Genomic DNA, 15,876 nt, shown 5'->3' with positions numbered 1-15,876 from the left:
CGCCACCGACGACCCGCTGGCGCTGGCGCGCCTCAACGCGGAGTTCCACGTCGCGGTGGCGTCCTGCTCGCAGAACCAGCTGCTGATCGGGTTCGTCCGGTCGTTGTCGATGCGCGCGCGGTTCTACTTCTCGACGGTCGCGCCGGCGCGGCGGGAGAGCTCGCTGCGCGAGCACGAGGCGATCGTCGCGGCACTGCGCCGCCGCGACGGCGCCGCCGCCGAGCGGATCGCCCGCTCGCACGTGGCCGACACCCGCCGGAGCGTGGCCGAGGTGCTCACCGAGGCCGCGGCGCCCGCGGGCGGGGTGGGGCGGGGCCGGCGCCCCGCCCCACCGTCGGTCTAGCGCACCGGCGCCGGCTCGCGGGCCGGTGCGGCCGGTGCGCCGGTGTTCAGCGCGCGCAGGATGTCCTCGACGCGGGCCTTCGCGTCGCCGAAGAGCATCTGGGTGTTCTCCCGGAAGAACAGCGGGTTCTGCACCCCGGCGTACCCGGCGGCCATCGAGCGTTTGAACACCACGACGTTCTCGGCCTCCCACACGTGCAGCACCGGCATGCCGGCGATCGGGGAGTTCGGGTCCTCGGCCGCGGACGGGTTCACGGTGTCGTTCGCGCCGATCACCAGCACCACCGACGTCGCCGGGAAGTCGTCGTTGATCTCGTCCATCTCCAGCACGATGTCGTACGGCACCTTCGCCTCGGCCAGCAGCACGTTCATGTGCCCGGGCAGGCGCCCGGCGACCGGGTGGATGCCGAAGCGCACCTCGACGCCGCGCTCGCGCAGCGTCCGGGTCAGCTCGGCCACCGGGTACTGGGCCTGCGCGACCGCCATGCCGTACCCGGGCGTGATGATCACGCTCTTCGCCGCGGCCAGCAGCTCGGCCGTGCCCTCGGCGCTGACCTCGCGGTGCTCGCCGTAGTCGGTGTCGTCGGCCGGACCGGCGGCGATGCCGAACCCTCCGGCGATCACCGAGAGGAACGAGCGGTTCATCGCCTGGCACATGATCCAGCTCAGGTACGCACCCGAGGACCCCACCAGCGCACCGGTGACGATCAGCAGGTCGTTGGAGAGCAGGAAGCCCGACGCGGCCGCGGCCCAGCCGGAGTAGCTGTTGAGCATCGACACGACGACCGGCATGTCACCGCCGCCGATCGACGCCACCAGGTGCCAGCCCAGCGCCAGCGCCAGCACGGTTAGCGCGATCAGCAGCCCCAGGTTCGGTGTGGCCACGAACCAGATCGTCAGCGCGACGAACACGACGAGCGCGCCGACGTTGAGCAGGTTCTTGCCCGGCAGCATCAGCGGGGAGGAGTCGATCCGCGCCGAGAGCTTCAGGAACGCGACGATCGAGCCGGTGAACGTCACCGCGCCGATGAACACCCCGATCGCGACCTCGGCGTGGTGGATGCCGAGCAGCGAGCCGGTCAGCGCATCGGAGTGCTCCAGGTAGCCGTTCCAGCCCACCAGCACCGCGGCCGCGCCGACGAAGCTGTGCAGCAGCGCGATGAGCTCCGGCATGCCGGTCATCTCCACGATCCGGGCCCGCCACAGCCCGATACCCGCGCCGAGCACCACGGCGACGACCAGCAGCACGCCGCCGACGACGTCCACGCCGCCGTCGATCGCCAGCACGACGGTGGCGGCCAGCGCGATCGCCATCCCGACCATGCCGGACGTGGCGCCGGCCCGGGAGGTCTCGTGTTTGGACAGGCCCGCCAGGCTGAGGATGAACAGCAGAGCGGCGATCAGGTAGGCGGCCTGGGCCGCGGAGGTAATCGTCACGGGTCAGCTCCTCGAGAACATCGCGAGCATGCGGCGGGTGACGGCGAAACCGCCGAAGATGTTGATGCTGGCGAGCAGGATCGCGATCGCGGCCAGGACCGTCACCGGCACGTGGTCGTGCCCGATCTGGAGCAGGGCGCCGACGACGATGATCCCGGAGATCGCGTTGGTCACCGACATCAGCGGCGTGTGCAGCGCGTGGTGCACGTTGCCGATGACGTAGTAGCCGATCACGATCGCCAGCACGAACACCGTGAAGTGGGCGGTGAGCGCGGTCGGGGCGAACCCGATGACCAGGAACAGCGCGACCGCGGCCAGCGCCGGCACGAGCGCGCGCCGCGCCGGGCCCGCGGGCTTCGCGGCGGCCTTCTCCACCACCGGCGCGGCGGCCGGCGGCGGCGCGGCCGGGGTGGCGCTCACCGACACCGGGGGCGGTGGCCAGGACTTCTCGCCGTCGCGCACCACGGTCATCGCCCGCTGCACGACGTCGTCGAAGTCCAGGACCGCGTGCCCGTCCTTCCCCGGCGTCAACAGCTTCATCAGGTTGACCAGGTTCGTGCCGTAGAGCTGCGAGGCCTGCGCGGGCAGCCGCCCGGCCAGGTCGGTGTAGCCGATGAGCGTGACGCCGTTGTCGGTCACCACCGACCGGCCCGCGACGCTCCCGGCGACGTTGCCGCCCTGCGCGGTGGCCATGTCGACGACGACGCTGCCCGGCTTCATCGCCGCGACGTGCTCGGCGGTGAGCAGCGTCGGCGCGGCCCGGCCGGGGATCAGCGCGGTCGTGATCACGATGTCGACGTCGGCGGCCTGGGCGGCGTAGAGCGCGGCCGCGGCGGCGTCGTAGTCGGCCGACGTGGCTTTGGCGTACCCGTCGGTGGAGGCTTCCTGCTCGACGTTCACCGCGAGGAACTCCCCGCCCAGCGACTTCACCTGCTCGGCGACCTCGGGCCGCGGGTCGGTGGCCCGGACGACCGCGCCGAGGCTGTTGGCGGCGGCGATCGCGGCCAGGCCGGCCACCCCGGCCCCGGCGACCAGCACCTTCGCCGGCGGCATCTTGCCCGCCGCGGTGACCTGGCCGCCGAACAGGCGCCCGAACGCGTGGGCGGCTTCGATGACGGCACGGTAACCGGCGATGTTCGCCATCGAGGAGAGCACGTCCATCGACTGCGCCCGCGAGATGCGGGGCACGGCGTCCATGGCCAGCACGGTGATCCGGCGCCGGGTGAGCGACTCGACGAGCGCCGGGTTCGCGGCCGGGCCGATCAGCGAGACCAGCGTCGCGCCGTCGGCCAGCGCGGCGATCTCCGGCGCGGAGGGCGCGTTGACCTTCAGGACGACGTCGGAGGCCCAGGCCTCGGGGCCGGGAGCGATCCGGGCGCCGGCGGCCACGTACGCCTCGTCGGCGAAGCTGGCCTGCGTGCCCGCGCCGGACTCCACGACCACGTCGTACCCGAGCGTGCGCAACTGACCCACGGTGGCGGGGGTCGCGGCCACCCGTGTCTCGCCGGGCGAGGACTCGGTGACCACCCCGAGCGTCTGCGGTGCGTGCGTCGACTCTGACAACTGCGCGTCCTTCCTTCGGCACGCGGACCGGCGAGGGAGAAAAAGCCGCCCGCGAGCAGCGGACGGCACATTTCCGAGGACCCCGATCAGCGCGGCGACCACGACGTGCGTGATGTTGACACGGATTCTCCGAGCCCGAATACCGATGTAACGAACGCCTCACGCCGATTGCGCCGAAAGGCACCTCCTCAATTGATTCAGTCTAACGAAATTGACAAAAACTCGGGTCGTTTACTCGGCCTGATCGGGTTCCGTGCTGCGAATCCACAGGTCTTCGGCGATGAAGAACTCCAGCAGGGAGGCGATCTCGGCCGGGGAGTCGCCTTCGACCACGATCGAGTTGTTGATCCGGATCGTGACGTCGTCGAGTATCTCGAGCGTGCGAATCTCCGGGGTCGTCTCACGTAACACCGCGATCACCTGTGACAGGCTGGCGTCGTCGAATGCGTGCTCCATCGGTTCCTCCTCGGGTGACATCTCCGCCAGGACAGAACCGCGAATTCGCCCGGTGATACGTCGGTCGTCCCCCGGTCAGTCGACGCCGGGGACGACCGCGACCCGGTCCGCGTGGTCGAGCCGGTAGCCGACGCCGCGCACGGTGACGATCCGCGGGCCGGTGGGGGAGAGCTTCACGCGGATGCGCCGGACGTGGACGTCGATCGTGCGTTCGCTGTCGCGGTAGCGGGCACCCCAGACCGCGTCGATGAGCTGGCCGCGGCTGAACACCTGGCGCGGGTGGCGGGCGAGGAACGAGAGCAGGTCGAACTCGCGCCGGGTCAGCGGCACCTCGATCCCGTCCTGGATCGCGACCCGCCGCCCGGCCACGATCCGCAACCCCCGCCCGCCGGCGCCGCCGCCCGCCCCGCTGCCGCCAGCCCCGCTGCCGGCGCCCGTCGTGCTGCCGGCGCCCGCGGTGCTGCCTACGCCGTCGCCCGCGCTGTCGCCCGCGGCCGCATCGGCGCCGGAGAACCGCGGAGGGGCCGGGGATGCGGCCGGGAGCGCGGCCGGGCGGGTCGCGGCGTCGCCGAAGCCGAGCGAGACCGAGGCGGAGACCGACGTGTCACCGGACCGCGCGTGCCCGGCGAGCAGGTCGCTGATCTCCGCGCAGAGCGCGGACGCGACCCCGGGCGCGCCACCACCGGCCAGCTCGATCTCGACCGTGACCCGGGCCGACCGGGCCGGGTCGCCGTCGCGTCCGGCGCGGATACGGGTCACCGGCACCGGGCCGGCGTGCACTGTCATTGGGAACCGTTCTCCTCCGGGCGTCGTAGTTAGGTAACCCTAACTAACCGGTCCGCGCTCTGGGGTGTGGTGTGCCTCTCCACTTAACCCACGCACCGGCGGAACCTCGGGTTCGCCGGGATGAACTCTGCGAGCCGGTGTAGGGAATAAAACTGCTGATTACCGGCAAAACCGGATGTATGGCAACAGTGCTGTACCGCCTGGGAGCCCTGGCCTGCCGGTTCCGCGTGCTGGTGGCCGTGGCGTGGGTGCTCGTGCTCGCCGGGGCCGGCGTCGGCGCGGCGACCCTCTCCGGGTCGACGGTGAACACGTTCAGCATTCCCGGCCAGGAGTCGACGACCGCCCTGGAGAAGATCGGGCAGCGCTTCGGCAGCGGCGCCAACGGCGCGACCGCCCAGGTGGTCTTCGAGGCCCCCGGCGCGATCACCGACGCCGCGCCCCAGATCGCCGCGATCGTGGAGCAGCTGTCCGGGCTGCCGGGGGTGGTCAGCGCGACCGACCCGCTGGACCCGGCGTCGCCGGTCGTCTCGGCCGACGAGCGGGCCGCCACCAGCACCGTCACCTACGCCGTCCAGGCGTCCGAGATCACCGCCGACCAGCGCACCGCGCTGCTGGACGCGGTGGCGGGCGCCGCCGGCTCCGGGCTCACCGTGGAGGTCACCGGCGAGGCCGCCCAGGAGCAGGGCGGTGACATCGGCGGGCCGGCCGAGGCCGGTGGTGTCGTGGTGGCGCTGATCGTGCTCGCGGTCACCTACTCCTCGCTGGTCGCGGCCGGGATGAACCTGCTCACCGCGCTGGTCGGCGTCGGCATCGGCGCGCTGGGCATCACCACGCTCACCGGGTTCGTCGACCTGCAGGCCACCACGCCGGTGCTCGCGGTGATGCTCGGGCTGGCCGTCGGCATCGACTACGCGCTGTTCATCGTCACGCGCTTCCGGCAGGAGCTGCTGGCCGGCCGCGCGGTACCGGCCGCGGCGGCGCTGGCCGTGGGCACCGCCGGGTCCGCGGTCGTCACCGCCGGGATCACGGTCGTGATCGCGCTGACCGGGCTCGCGGTCGCCGGCGTCCCGTTCCTCACCGAGATGGGCCTGGCGGCGGCCGCGACGATCGTCGTCTCGGTCCTGGTGGCGGTGACGCTGGTACCGGCCGTGCTCGGGCTGATCGGGCTGCGCGCGCTCCCGCGGAAGGTGCGCCCGGCGGTACGCGACGGGAACCCGGCGCCGCTGCACCACTCGCGGGGGTTCGTCGCCGGGTGGGCCCGCGTGGTCACCGGCCGTGCGGCGCTGAGCCTGCTGGCCGCGGTCGTGGCGCTCGGCGTGATCGCGATCCCGGTCGTGTCGATGCGCACGACGCTCAACCAGGAGCCGGTGCCCGGGACGACCCAGGAGCGGGCGACCGCGATCCTCGCCGCGCGGTTCGGCGCCGGGTTCACCGGGCCGCTGGTGATCCTCGCCGACGGGCCGGACGCCGGCACCGTGGCCGCGACCGCGCTGGAGAAGGCCAGGACGCTCGACGACGTCGCGCTCGCGACCGGGCCGAGCCTCAACTCCGACGCGGACGCCGCGCTGGTCACCGTCATCCCGAAATCGGGCCCGGACAGCACCGAGACCGAGGCGCTCGTGCACACGCTGCGCGACGCGATGGCCGAGGTCGGTGGCGAGGCCCGGCTCTACGTGACCGGCGCGACCGCGGTCAGCGTCGACGTGTCGCAGAAGCTGAACCAGGCGCTGCCCCAGTACCTGCTGCTCGTCGTCGGGCTGGCGCTGGTGCTGTTGATCCTGGTCTTCCGGTCGCTGCTCGTCCCGGTCGCCGGGGTGCTCGGTTTCCTGCTCACCGTGGGCGCGTCGTTCGGCGCCACCGTCGCGGTGTTCGAGTGGGGCTGGCTGACGTTCCTGGTCAACACCGACGTCACCGGGCCGTTGCTGAGCCTGATGCCGATCATCGTCGTCGGCATCCTGTTCGGGCTCGCGATGGACTACCAGGTGTTCCTGGTGTCGCGGATGCACGAGGCGCACGCGCACGGCGCCGCGCCGCGCGAGGCGGTCGTGACCGGGTTCCGGCAGGCCGGCCCGGTGGTCGTCGCCGCGGCCACGATCATGTTCGCGGTGTTCGCCGGCTTCATCCCGGAGGGCGACCGGACGATCAAACCGATCGCGTTCGCGCTCGCGCTCGGCATCCTCTTCGACGCGATAGTGGTGCGCATGATCGCGATGCCGGCCGCGTTGACGCTGCTCGGACCGTCGGCGTGGTGGCTGCCGAGCTGGCTGCGGTGGCTGCCCGAACTCGACGTCGAGGGCGCCGCGCTGGAACGCGACCACAGTGGAGAACGCGAGTTCGCCCCCTCGTGACCCGTGATGTCCTAACGTGGCATCCCATGAAGGTTCGGGTGGAGAACGAGCGCTGCGAGGCGCACGGTCAGTGCAACATGGTCGACGAGGACCTCTTCCCGCTCGACGACGACGGGTACAGCACGCTCGGCGCCGGCGTGGACGTGCCGCCGGGCCAGGAGCAGATCGCCCGTCTCGGCGTCGATTCGTGCCCTTTGCAGGCGCTGCACCTCGAATGAGCGTTAGCCTCGCAGCCGCCAACTGTTCATCTTGAACGTGCGGAGGCTGTTGTGGGCGGTAGAAGATTGCTCGTCGTGGTGGCCGCGATCGTCGGTTCGCTCACCCTCGTCGGGGGCGGGATCGCGATCGCCGACACCCCGGAGCCGTCGATCAAGACCAGGACGCCCCGCACCGAGAGCGGCGTGCCGAACATCGACGTCGTCCGGCAGCAGATCAAGAACTACTACGGTGATCCGCTCGGCACCGGCACGTTCGGTGCGAGCAGCAACTACGCGAAGGAAGCGACGAAGGTCGCCGCGGCCGGCACGAAGTACCTCGGCCAGCCGTACCGGGGCCGCGGGCACAAGGCGATCCTGATGGACGTCGACGACACGACGCTCAACACCTGGAACTACGAGATCGCGGTGAACTTCGCGTTCACCCCGGCGAGCAACGCGGAGTTCGTGCTGGGGCAGAAGTTCCCGGCCGTGCCGGGCATGGTGAACCTCGCGAAGGCCGCCGAACGGCACGGGTACGCGATCTTCTACCTGACCGGGCGGGGTACCGCGCAGGAGGCGGCGACGCTGGGCAACCTCACCGCGGACGGCACCGGAGTGGACGCCGGTTACCCGAAGCCGACGCCGCTGGGCAACGGGGAGGACGGCCTGTTCACCAAGCCGGCCGTCGCCGACTACCCGGACTACCTGAAGAAGGCCTGCGCGAACGACCCGAAGGGCACCTGCACGACGATCCACTACAAGTCGGCCACCCGGGCGCACATCGAGTCGCTCGGGTTCGACATCGTCGCCAACTTCGGTGACCAGTGGAGCGACCTGAAGGGCGGGTACGCCAACCGCACCTTCAAGCTGCCGAACCCCACGTACTTCCTGCCCTGACGAACACCGACGGGCCCGAGCGTTCGCCCGGGCCCGTCGGTGGTGCCCTCTTACTGGCGGGCGGTGTCCTGCACCGATCCCGCGCGGTCGCTCGCCTCGCCCTTCAGCCCCTGGGCGTGGTCCTGGGCCTCGCTCTTGACGTGCTGCGCCGCCTCGGTCGCGGTCTGCTTGACCTGCTGCGCCGCCTCCTGGGCGGGCTCCTGCAGGTTCGACGCGACCTCCTTGGCCTTCTCGCCGAGCGCCTGGCCGGCCTGCTTGACCGGTTCCTCGGCGTGCTCGCGCAGCGCCGCGCCGGCCTTGCGCTCCGGCGGGGTGGCCGGGAACAGACTGGAGGCCAGCCACCCGACGCCGAACGCGATCAGCCCGGCGGCCAGCGGGTTGCCCTCGGTGCGCTGCCGTGCGGTCTGCGCGGTGGTCTCCGCGGCCGAGGCCACCGAGTCCTTCGCGCTGCCCACGGCCGACACCGTGGAGTCCTTCGCGCTGCCGGCCCGGTCGGCGAGGCCGTGCCCCGCGCTGGCGGCCGTGTCGTGGGTTCCGTGCGCCACGTCGGCCGCCTTGTCCCGGACCGTGCCGGTGACCTCGGACGCCGTGCCCATGATCCGCTCCTTCACCGTCGTCGCGGCGTGCGTGACCCGTCCGGCCTGACGCCGGGCGGCCTGCCGCGGGCTGACTTTCTCGACGAGCGCGTCGACGTCGTCACCCAGCTGCATCCGCTGCCGCATGATGTCGCGCTCTATGCGTTCCTGTTCTGCACCCAACGCACGTCCTCCTTCACCGTCTCGACCGTCCGCTTCGGAACCGGGTTGACCTCTTTGACCTTGCTGCGGCCGTAAGCGGCCAGCGCGGCGGCGCCGATGGCCCAGAGCACGCCGACGATGAGCGCGGCCCAGCCGACCGGGATCACCTCACCGAGGCCGTACATGACCGCCAGCGAGATGAACAGCAGGGCGAGCCACCCGGCCAGCCCGGCGCCACCGAACGCGCCGCCGGCCTTCCCGGCCTTGGTGACCTCTTCCTTGGTCTCGGCCTTGGCGAGCGCGATCTCCTGGCGGACGAGCGTGGTCAGGTCGTTGGCGACGTTCTTGACCAGCTCGCCGACCGAGGCGTTCCCGACGTCGTGGGTCGGCTCGCTCGGCACGCCAGCGGTCATCGCCGGTCCTCGCGGTACCGCGGGTCGGCGAACGGGTCGTTCACCGGCGGCGGCGTGGCGGCCGGGGCTCCGGGCGGCGCGGCCGGGTAACCCTCGGCGTAGCCGGGGCCGGTGGCCGGGTACGGCTCGCTCAGCGGCGGCTCGGTGACCGGCGCGAACGGCTCGGTGACCGGGGGAGTCGCGTACCCACCGGCCGTCGGAGGTACCTCGGCGACGCCGACCGCGGTGTCGTCGGCGGCGTGGCGCGGCGTGGCCGGTACGGGCGGGAGCGTCTCGGTGGCGCCCACGCCGAGACCCGAGTACGTCGAGTCCGAGTAGGTCGCGTCCGGGTAGGTCGCGTCCGAGTAACCCGGCTGGTCGTCCACGACGGACCGGCGGTCGGAACCGCTGTCGCCGGACGCGGCCGACACACTCCGGAACACCCGCCCCGCCACCACACCGGCCGCGCCGGCGAGCAGCAGGAACGTGCCCGGACGGCGGCGGGCGAACGACCGCACGTCGTTGAGGATCGCGTCCGGACCCTTCTCGTCGAGGTAGTCGGCGAACGTGCGGGCGTACGTCGACGCGCGCTGCGAGAGCTCGTTGGTGAGCGCGGACTGCCCGCCACCGGAACCGAGCTCGTCACCGGTCGTACGGAGCGCGTCGACCAGGCGACGTCGCTGCGAGTCGACCTGGGTGTTCACCTCGTCGCGCGTCGTGCGGAGCAGATCTCCGGCCTGGGCCTTGGCTTCGGCCGCCACGTTCGACGCTTCCGAGCCGGCCGTCTGCGCCACCTGCGCGCCGGATTCCTTGGCGCTCTGCGCGAGCGCCGTGCCTTCGTGCGCAGCCGTGCCCGCGGTCTCGCGGGCACGATCCGTCGTGCTGGGTGTGCTCGTCATCGCAACCCCTGGGGGCACTCGGGGACTTGGTCCCCGCAGGAGTGACCTCAGAAGTCTGGTGCAAACCTGTTGCTCTCGGTAATCAGTTGAGTATCCAGAGTGTCAGGTTCAGCGCGGCGGCGTAGCCCACCCAGAGCAGGTACGGCACCAGCAGCAGGCCGGCGAGCCGCGAGACGCGCGCGAACACCACCGCGTTGGCCGCGATCACCAGCCACAGCACCGCGATCTCGGCGAACGCCACGCCCGGCTGTTCGAACGCGAAGAACAGCCACGTCCAGGCCGCGTTGAGCACGAGCTGCCCGGCGTAGAGCCCGAACGGCAGCGGCCGCAGCCCCACCCGGCGCCACACCAGCCAGCCGGCCACGCCGATCATCGTGTACAGCACGGTCCACACCGGTCCGAAGAGCCAGGCCGGCGGCGCCCAGGCGGGCCGGTCGAGCCCGTCGTAGTACGTCCCGGCGTCGGCGCTGGCCACGCCGCCGAGCGCGGCCGCGGCGAACGCCGCGAGCAGGAAACCGGCCAGCGCCACCGCGGACGGGACACGGCGATGACGCTGATGAGCGGAAGTGACGGCCATGCGGGGAAGATAACCTCATGGTCACCGTTCAACCCATCACCAACTGGGCCGGGAATGTCGTTTTCTCGACCCGGACGCTGCACCGCCCGACCAGCGTCGAGCAGGTGCAGGAGGTCGTCGCGGACGCCGACCACCTCCGCGTGCTCGGCACCGGGCACTCGTTCAGCGCGGTCGCCGACAGCGACCGGGCGCTGCTCACCGTGGCCGACCTGCCGCGCCGCATCGAGATCGACGCCGACCGGCGCTCGGTGACGGTCAGCGCGGGCACCCGGTTCGGTGAGCTCGCCCAGGTGCTCGACCCGGCCGGCTGGGCCCTGCACAACCTCGGTTCGCTGCCGCACATCAGCATCGGTGGCGCGGTGGCCACCGGCACCCACGGCTCGGGCGTCACGAACGGGTGCCTGGCGTCCGCGGTGAACGCGATCGAGCTGGTCACGCCGAGCGGCGAGCTGGTGCACCTGGCGCGCGGCGACGAGAACTTCGACGGGTCGGTGGTCACGCTCGGCTCGCTCGGCGTCGTCACCGCGCTCGGCCTCGACATCCAGCCGCGCTACGAGATCGAGCAGCGCGTCTACGACCGCATGTTCCTCTCCGCGCTGCGGGTCAACCTGCGGGACGTGCTGAGCGCCGCGTACAGCGTCAGCGTGTTCCTGACCTGGCGGCGGCCGTTCGCCGAGCAGGTCTGGGTCAAGCACCGCACCGACGCCGGGGAGTGGCCGCACGGGCGGGACTGGCTCGGCGCCACGCTCGCGCCCGGCCAGCGCAACCCGGTCCCCGGCCAGGACCCGGGCTTCGCCACCCAGCAGGGCGGTGCGCCCGGCCCCTGGCACACCCGGCTGCCGCACTTCCGCCTGGAGTTCACGCCGAGCGCCGGCGAGGAGCTGCAGACCGAGTACCTGCTGCCGATCGAGAACGCGGTCGAGGCGCTCGACGTGCTCAGCGGGCTCGCCGACCGGCTCGCGCCGAACCTCCACATCTGCGAGCTGCGTACGGTGGCGGCCGACGAGCTCTGGCTCTCCGAGGCCTACCGGCAGGACAGCATCGCGCTGCACTTCACCTGGCTGCCCGACCCGGAGGCGGCCCGGCCGGTCATCACCGCGCTGGAGGAGGGGCTGGCGCCGCTGGGGGCCCGCCCGCACTGGGGCAAGGTGTTCTCGACGGAACCGGCCGACGTCGCCGCCCGCTACCCCCGGTTCGACGACGCCCGGGCGCTGGCCCGCGCCTACGACCCGGACGGCAAGTTCCGCAACGCGTTCACTGCGCGGTACCTGGACGGCGTCTAGGGCCGCTGCTCGGCGGCCTGCTGGCGGTCGAGGCGGGCCAGCACCACCTGGGCGGCCTCGTCGTCGAGCGTGCCGGTGATCACCGAGATCGAGAGCGCCTCGCGCTGCCGGTCGAACCGGTCGAGCGTCGCCGGGTCGGTGGGCGCGGCCTCGGTGTGGACCCGTCGGCGCCGCCGCCGTCGAGCCCGGCCGTCGCGGCCCCGCCGGCCGGGCCGGTCGTCGTCGGGTGGCGGCGGCAGGGTGCCGGCCTCGGCGTCGGCCGCGATCCGCTCGGCCAGCGCGAGCTGCTCCAGCGCGACGCGGTCCTCCTCGCTGGTGTCGATCCGCAGCCGCCGGGCCAGCAGCGAGAGCGTCGGGCCCTGCAGCAGCAGCGTGCCGAACACCACGAAGTAGGCCAGGAACTGCAGCGTGTCGCGGTGCGGGAACGGCGCGCCGTCCTCGGTGAGCAGCGGGATGCCGCCGGCGGCGCCGAGCGTCACGATGCCGCGCATGCCGGTCCAGGACAGCAGCGTCTGTTCCTTCCAGCCCAGCGCCTCGGGGATCTCCGGCGTCCGCCCCCGCCGCTCCGCGACCTGCTGCAGGTGCTCGTCCCAGCGCTTGCGGAACAGCGGGTCCTGCAACCGCCGCTGCAGCGACTGGTTGGCCAGCAGGCGTCGCCCGAAGACCACCGCGACCCAGGCGAACCGGACCGCGATCACGACGACCAGCAGCACGACGCCGGTGAGCAGGGTGCGCCCCAGCGGCTCGGACGACTCACGCAGGTCCTCGATGACGAACTTCATCTGCAGGCCGGTGTAGGCGAAGACGAACGACTCCAGCAGCGCGCCGAGCACCGGCCAGACCTCGCGCTCGGTCATCCGGGTCCGGAACCCCAGGCGCTCCCGCCTGCGGTTGCCGTACTCGGACTCGACCGCGACGTTGAACCCGGCGACGACGACCGCCAGCACGCCGGACGCGTGGGCCTCCTCGGCCGCCAGGTACGCCGCGAACGGCACCACCAGGCCGATCGCGGTGCCCAGCGTGGGGTCGTCGAGCCGGCGGCGGATCGCGGTGGCGAGGTTGCCCAGCGCGAACCCGATCAGCACGCCGACCAGCGCGGACCAGGCGAACAGCAGCGCGCCGTTGTCGATGAACGTCTCCTCGCCGCCGGTCGCGGCCAGCGCGATGCTGAACAGCGTGAGCGCCATCGCGTCGTTCACCAGGCTCTCGCCGGTGAGGATCGCGGTGACCCGCCGGGTCAGGCCGAGCTCCTCGCCGTGAGCGGTGATCGTCACGGTGTCCGGCGGCGCGACGATCGCCGCGAGCAGCAGCGCGACGCCCGCGCCGAGCGTCGGCATCATCGCGTCCACCGCCACCCGGGACAGCCACGCGGTGAGCAGCACCAGCACGACGCCCAGGCCGAGGATCGCGCGCAGGTTGCGCAGAAAGCTGAAGAACGAGAACTCGAGCGCCGCGGCGTAGAGCAGCGGCGGCACGACCAGCCCGAGGATCAGCTCCGGGTCGAGCTCCAGCCGGGGGAGCCCGGGGACGAACGAGACGGCGGCCGCCGCGACGAGGATCAGCAGGCCCGGTTGGGCGTTGACGCGACGCCCGAACGCGGAGATCGCGATCGCCCCCAGGGCGAGCAGAACGAGCAGGATTCCGGCGTTCACGCCGGGCAGCCTAACGACGGCCCGGTCGGGGCCCCCGGCTAGGCTGCCAGCGTGGCGGAGAAAAAGACCCGCGGGCGGCTCCTGCTGATCGTGCTGCTGGGCGTGGGCCTGCTCGCCGCGGTCGGTTCGCTCAGCGCGGCCTGGGTCAGCCGGGACCAACCGGCCGCGACGGTCACCGCGTCGCCGACCGCCGGGGTCACGACCGCGGCACCGACGCCGATGACGAGCGAGGAGGCCCGCGCGGAGTTCTACCGTCAGCACCCGCGGGCGACCGGCTGGTGGCAGTGGGTGCTGATCGGCGGTCTGCTGGCCGCGCTGGCGGTCATCGCGGGGCTCTTGCTCACCCGCCCCAAACCACAGCAGTAACCTGCGGTTATGACCGCTAACGCGCGTTCGGGGCCGCCGAGGGACAAGCCACCGGCCCCGGCGCCGCCCCCACCCCCACCCTGGCGTCGCTACCTCATCCCGATCGGCGTCGCGCTCACGCTGTTCCTGCTGTTCTTCCCGTTCGGACGCATGGGCGTGAAGACGGTCGAGTACGGCACGCTCAGCGACCAGATCGCCGCCAAACACGTCGACACGCTCGAGCTGCGTGCCGACGGCACGATCACCGGCAAGTACCGCTCGAGCTTCGAGAGCGGGGCCGAGTTCACCTCGCACTACCCGACCGGGCTCAACGGCCCCGACGACGCGTTCCTCGCCGCGGTGAAGGACCCGGACGTCGTGCCGCACTTCACCGCCACCGGCGCCAGCAGCTCGTTCTGGAGCATCCTGCTCTCGCTCGCCCCGCTGCTGCTGTTCGTCGCGTACTTCTGGTGGATCGGGCGGCAGGCCCGCAAGGGCGCCCAGCTCGGCGGCCTCGGCGGCATGTTCGGCGGGGTCGGGCGCTCCACCGCGAAGGTCATCGACTCCGAGCGCCCGGACACGACGTTCGCCGACGTCGCCGGGTACGAGGGCGTCAAGCGGGACGTCACCGAGGTCGTCGACTTCCTCAAGCAGCCCGACAAGTACGCCGCGGCCGGCGCGGTCGGGCCGAAGGGCATCCTGATGGCCGGGCCGCCCGGCACCGGCAAGACGCTGCTGGCCCGCGCGGTCGCGGGCGAGGCGGCGGTGCCGTTCTTCGCGGTCACCGGCTCGTCGTTCGTCGAGCTGTTCGTGGGCGTCGGCGCGTCCCGGGTGCGTGACCTGTTCGCCGACGCGCGCAAGCGGGCGCCGTCGATCATCTTCATCGACGAGATCGACGCGATCGGTCAGCGCCGCAACACCGGCGGGTTCGCCAGCAACGACGAGCGCGAACAGACGCTCAACCAGCTGCTGGCCGAGATGGACGGGTTCGACCCGTCGACCGGCGTCGTCGTGATCGCCGCCACCAACCGGCCGGAGACGCTCGACCCGGCGCTGCTGCGCCCGGGCCGGTTCGACCGTCAGGTGGCGGTGCCACTGCCCAACCAGGCCGAACGCGAGGCGATCCTGGCCGTGCACGCCCGCGGCAAGAAGCTCTCCGCCGACGTCGACCTGAACGCGACCTCGCGGGCCACGCCCGGCTTCTCCGGCGCCGACCTCGCGAACCTGCTGAACGAGGCGGCGATCGTGGCGGTGCGCGACGGGCGCGCCGAGGTGACCGCGGCCGACCTGTCGCAGGCCCGCGACCGGGTGCTGCTCGGTCAGCGTCTGGGGTCGAACTTCCTGCTGCCGAACGAGAAGCAGAGCGTGGCCGTGCACGAGTCCGGGCACGCGCTGGTCGCGGCGCTCTCGCCGGCCGCCGACCCGGTCGACAAGGTCACGATCCTGCCCAGCGGGATGGCGCTCGGCGTCACCGAGCAGCTGCCCGAGGCCGAACGTCACCTGTATTCGCAGTTGCAGCTGACGACGACGCTGTCGGTGCAGCTCGGTGGGCGGGCGGCCGAGCTCGTGGTGTTCGGGGAGGGCTCGACCGGGGCGTCGAACGACCTCGCGAAGGCCACCGAGCTGGCGACGCGGATGGTGCGCGAGTTCGGGCTCTCACCGAAGCTCGGCCCGGTCGGGTACGCCGACGACCAGCCCCGGTACCTCGGGGTCGGCGGGTCGGACCGGGCGTACAGCGAACAGACGCAGCGCGTGGTCGACGAGGAGGTCGCCCGGCTGCTGCGCGAGGCCGAGACGCGCGCGGTCGACCTGCTGACCCGCCACCGCGCCGCGCTCGACGAGCTGAGCGGCGCCCTGCTCGACCACGAGACCGTGGACGGGCGCACCGTCCACGAGATCGCCGACCGGGCCCTGGCCGCGGACCCGGCGGCCTGAGCCCGGGTGCCACCGGGGCCCCGGGCCCCG

The 15,876-nt window shown here is 72.4% G+C and carries 16 protein-coding genes; 7 read left to right on the top strand and 9 right to left on the bottom strand.

Translation table 11 applies throughout. The features are described 5' to 3' along the window. The coding region (locus ABD437_RS37845; RefSeq protein WP_344653803.1) for an FCD domain-containing protein at positions 1-343 on the top strand (343 nt) is incomplete at its 5' end. Here ABD437_RS37845 and pntB read toward each other — a convergent pair. The 4 genes from pntB to ABD437_RS37825 form a co-directional block, all read right to left on the bottom strand. Continuing rightward, positions 340-1,779 carry a Re/Si-specific NAD(P)(+) transhydrogenase subunit beta gene (gene pntB / locus ABD437_RS37840; RefSeq protein WP_344653802.1) on the bottom strand — a complete coding sequence of 480 codons (1,440 nt, stop codon included), beginning with the start codon at positions 1,777-1,779 and terminating at the stop codon, positions 340-342. The two genes, ABD437_RS37845 and pntB, sit on opposite strands and share 4 nt — an antisense overlap. 3 nt (positions 1,780-1,782) lie before the next feature. Beyond that, entirely contained in the window at positions 1,783-3,342 is a 1,560-nt protein-coding gene (locus ABD437_RS37835; RefSeq protein WP_344653801.1) for a Re/Si-specific NAD(P)(+) transhydrogenase subunit alpha, read from the bottom strand. Between the two features lie 231 nt (positions 3,343-3,573). Then, on the bottom strand, positions 3,574-3,798 hold the full coding sequence (locus ABD437_RS37830; protein ID WP_344653800.1) for a hypothetical protein: 225 nt from the start codon (positions 3,796-3,798) through the stop codon (positions 3,574-3,576). 75 nt (positions 3,799-3,873) lie between these two features. Then, a complete protein-coding gene (locus ABD437_RS37825; protein ID WP_344653799.1) occupies positions 3,874-4,584 on the bottom strand; it encodes a winged helix-turn-helix domain-containing protein in 711 nt (236 codons plus the stop codon). Between the two features lie 179 nt (positions 4,585-4,763). On the opposite strand from ABD437_RS37825, the gene ABD437_RS37820 reads away from it, so the two are divergent. Genes ABD437_RS37820 through ABD437_RS37810 form a run of 3 tightly spaced genes read left to right on the top strand, consistent with a single transcriptional unit; the run spans position 4,764 to position 8,026 of the window. Beyond that, positions 4,764-6,932, top strand: a complete 2,169-nt coding sequence (locus tag ABD437_RS37820; RefSeq protein WP_344653798.1) for an MMPL family transporter — start codon at positions 4,764-4,766, stop codon at positions 6,930-6,932. Between the two features lie 26 nt (positions 6,933-6,958). Beyond that, positions 6,959-7,150: a ferredoxin gene (locus tag ABD437_RS37815; protein WP_344653797.1), complete on the top strand. Its 192-nt coding sequence runs from the start codon at positions 6,959-6,961 to the stop codon at positions 7,148-7,150. Positions 7,151-7,201: 51 nt separating this feature from the next. Beyond that, positions 7,202-8,026: an HAD family acid phosphatase gene (locus ABD437_RS37810; protein ID WP_344653796.1), complete on the top strand. Its 825-nt coding sequence runs from the start codon at positions 7,202-7,204 to the stop codon at positions 8,024-8,026. 50 nt (positions 8,027-8,076) lie between these two features. Here the strand turns inward: ABD437_RS37810 and ABD437_RS37805 are convergent, their stop codons facing one another. The 4 genes from ABD437_RS37805 to ABD437_RS37790 all read right to left on the bottom strand — a co-directional run bounded on the left by ABD437_RS37805 (position 8,077) and on the right by ABD437_RS37790 (position 10,631). Then, a complete protein-coding gene (locus tag ABD437_RS37805) occupies positions 8,077-8,784 on the bottom strand; it encodes a DUF3618 domain-containing protein (RefSeq protein WP_344653795.1) in 708 nt (235 codons plus the stop codon). Then, positions 8,760-9,176, bottom strand: coding sequence for a phage holin family protein (locus ABD437_RS37800; protein WP_344653794.1), 417 nt, complete (start codon positions 9,174-9,176; stop codon positions 8,760-8,762). Before ABD437_RS37800 ends, ABD437_RS37805 begins: the two co-directional genes overlap by 25 nt. Next, complete coding sequence (locus ABD437_RS37795; RefSeq protein ID WP_344653793.1) at positions 9,173-10,054, bottom strand: hypothetical protein; 882 nt, start codon at positions 10,052-10,054, stop codon at positions 9,173-9,175. Before ABD437_RS37795 ends, ABD437_RS37800 begins: the two co-directional genes overlap by 4 nt. Positions 10,055-10,136: 82 nt before the next feature. Beyond that, positions 10,137-10,631: a TspO/MBR family protein gene (locus tag ABD437_RS37790; protein ID WP_344653792.1), complete on the bottom strand. Its 495-nt coding sequence runs from the start codon at positions 10,629-10,631 to the stop codon at positions 10,137-10,139. A gap of 17 nt (positions 10,632-10,648) precedes the next feature. Between ABD437_RS37790 and ABD437_RS37785 the strand changes: the two genes are divergently transcribed. After that, positions 10,649-11,914 carry an FAD-binding protein gene (locus tag ABD437_RS37785; RefSeq protein WP_344653791.1) on the top strand — a complete coding sequence of 422 codons (1,266 nt, stop codon included), beginning with the start codon at positions 10,649-10,651 and terminating at the stop codon, positions 11,912-11,914. On the opposite strand, the gene ABD437_RS37780 is transcribed toward ABD437_RS37785, so the two are convergent. Next, a complete protein-coding gene (locus ABD437_RS37780; RefSeq protein ID WP_344653790.1) occupies positions 11,911-13,566 on the bottom strand; it encodes a cation:proton antiporter in 1,656 nt (551 codons plus the stop codon). The genes ABD437_RS37785 and ABD437_RS37780 overlap by 4 nt on opposite strands. 51 nt (positions 13,567-13,617) lie before the next feature. Between ABD437_RS37780 and ABD437_RS37775 the strand changes: the two genes are divergently transcribed. Further along, the gene (locus ABD437_RS37775; RefSeq protein ID WP_344653789.1) at positions 13,618-13,932 is read left to right on the top strand and encodes a hypothetical protein; all 315 of its coding nucleotides are present in this window, start codon (positions 13,618-13,620) and stop codon (positions 13,930-13,932) included. A gap of 9 nt (positions 13,933-13,941) precedes the next feature. Further along, positions 13,942-15,846: an ATP-dependent zinc metalloprotease FtsH gene (ftsH, locus tag ABD437_RS37770; RefSeq protein WP_344653788.1), complete on the top strand. Its 1,905-nt coding sequence runs from the start codon at positions 13,942-13,944 to the stop codon at positions 15,844-15,846. Positions 15,847-15,876 lie beyond the last annotated feature (30 nt).

The organism is Cryptosporangium japonicum, assembly GCF_039524755.1.
Taxonomy (GTDB): domain Bacteria; phylum Actinomycetota; class Actinomycetes; order Mycobacteriales; family Cryptosporangiaceae; genus Cryptosporangium; species Cryptosporangium japonicum.
Note: the sequence above shows the minus strand (reverse complement) of the source record. Positions and strands in the feature narration are given on the sequence as shown.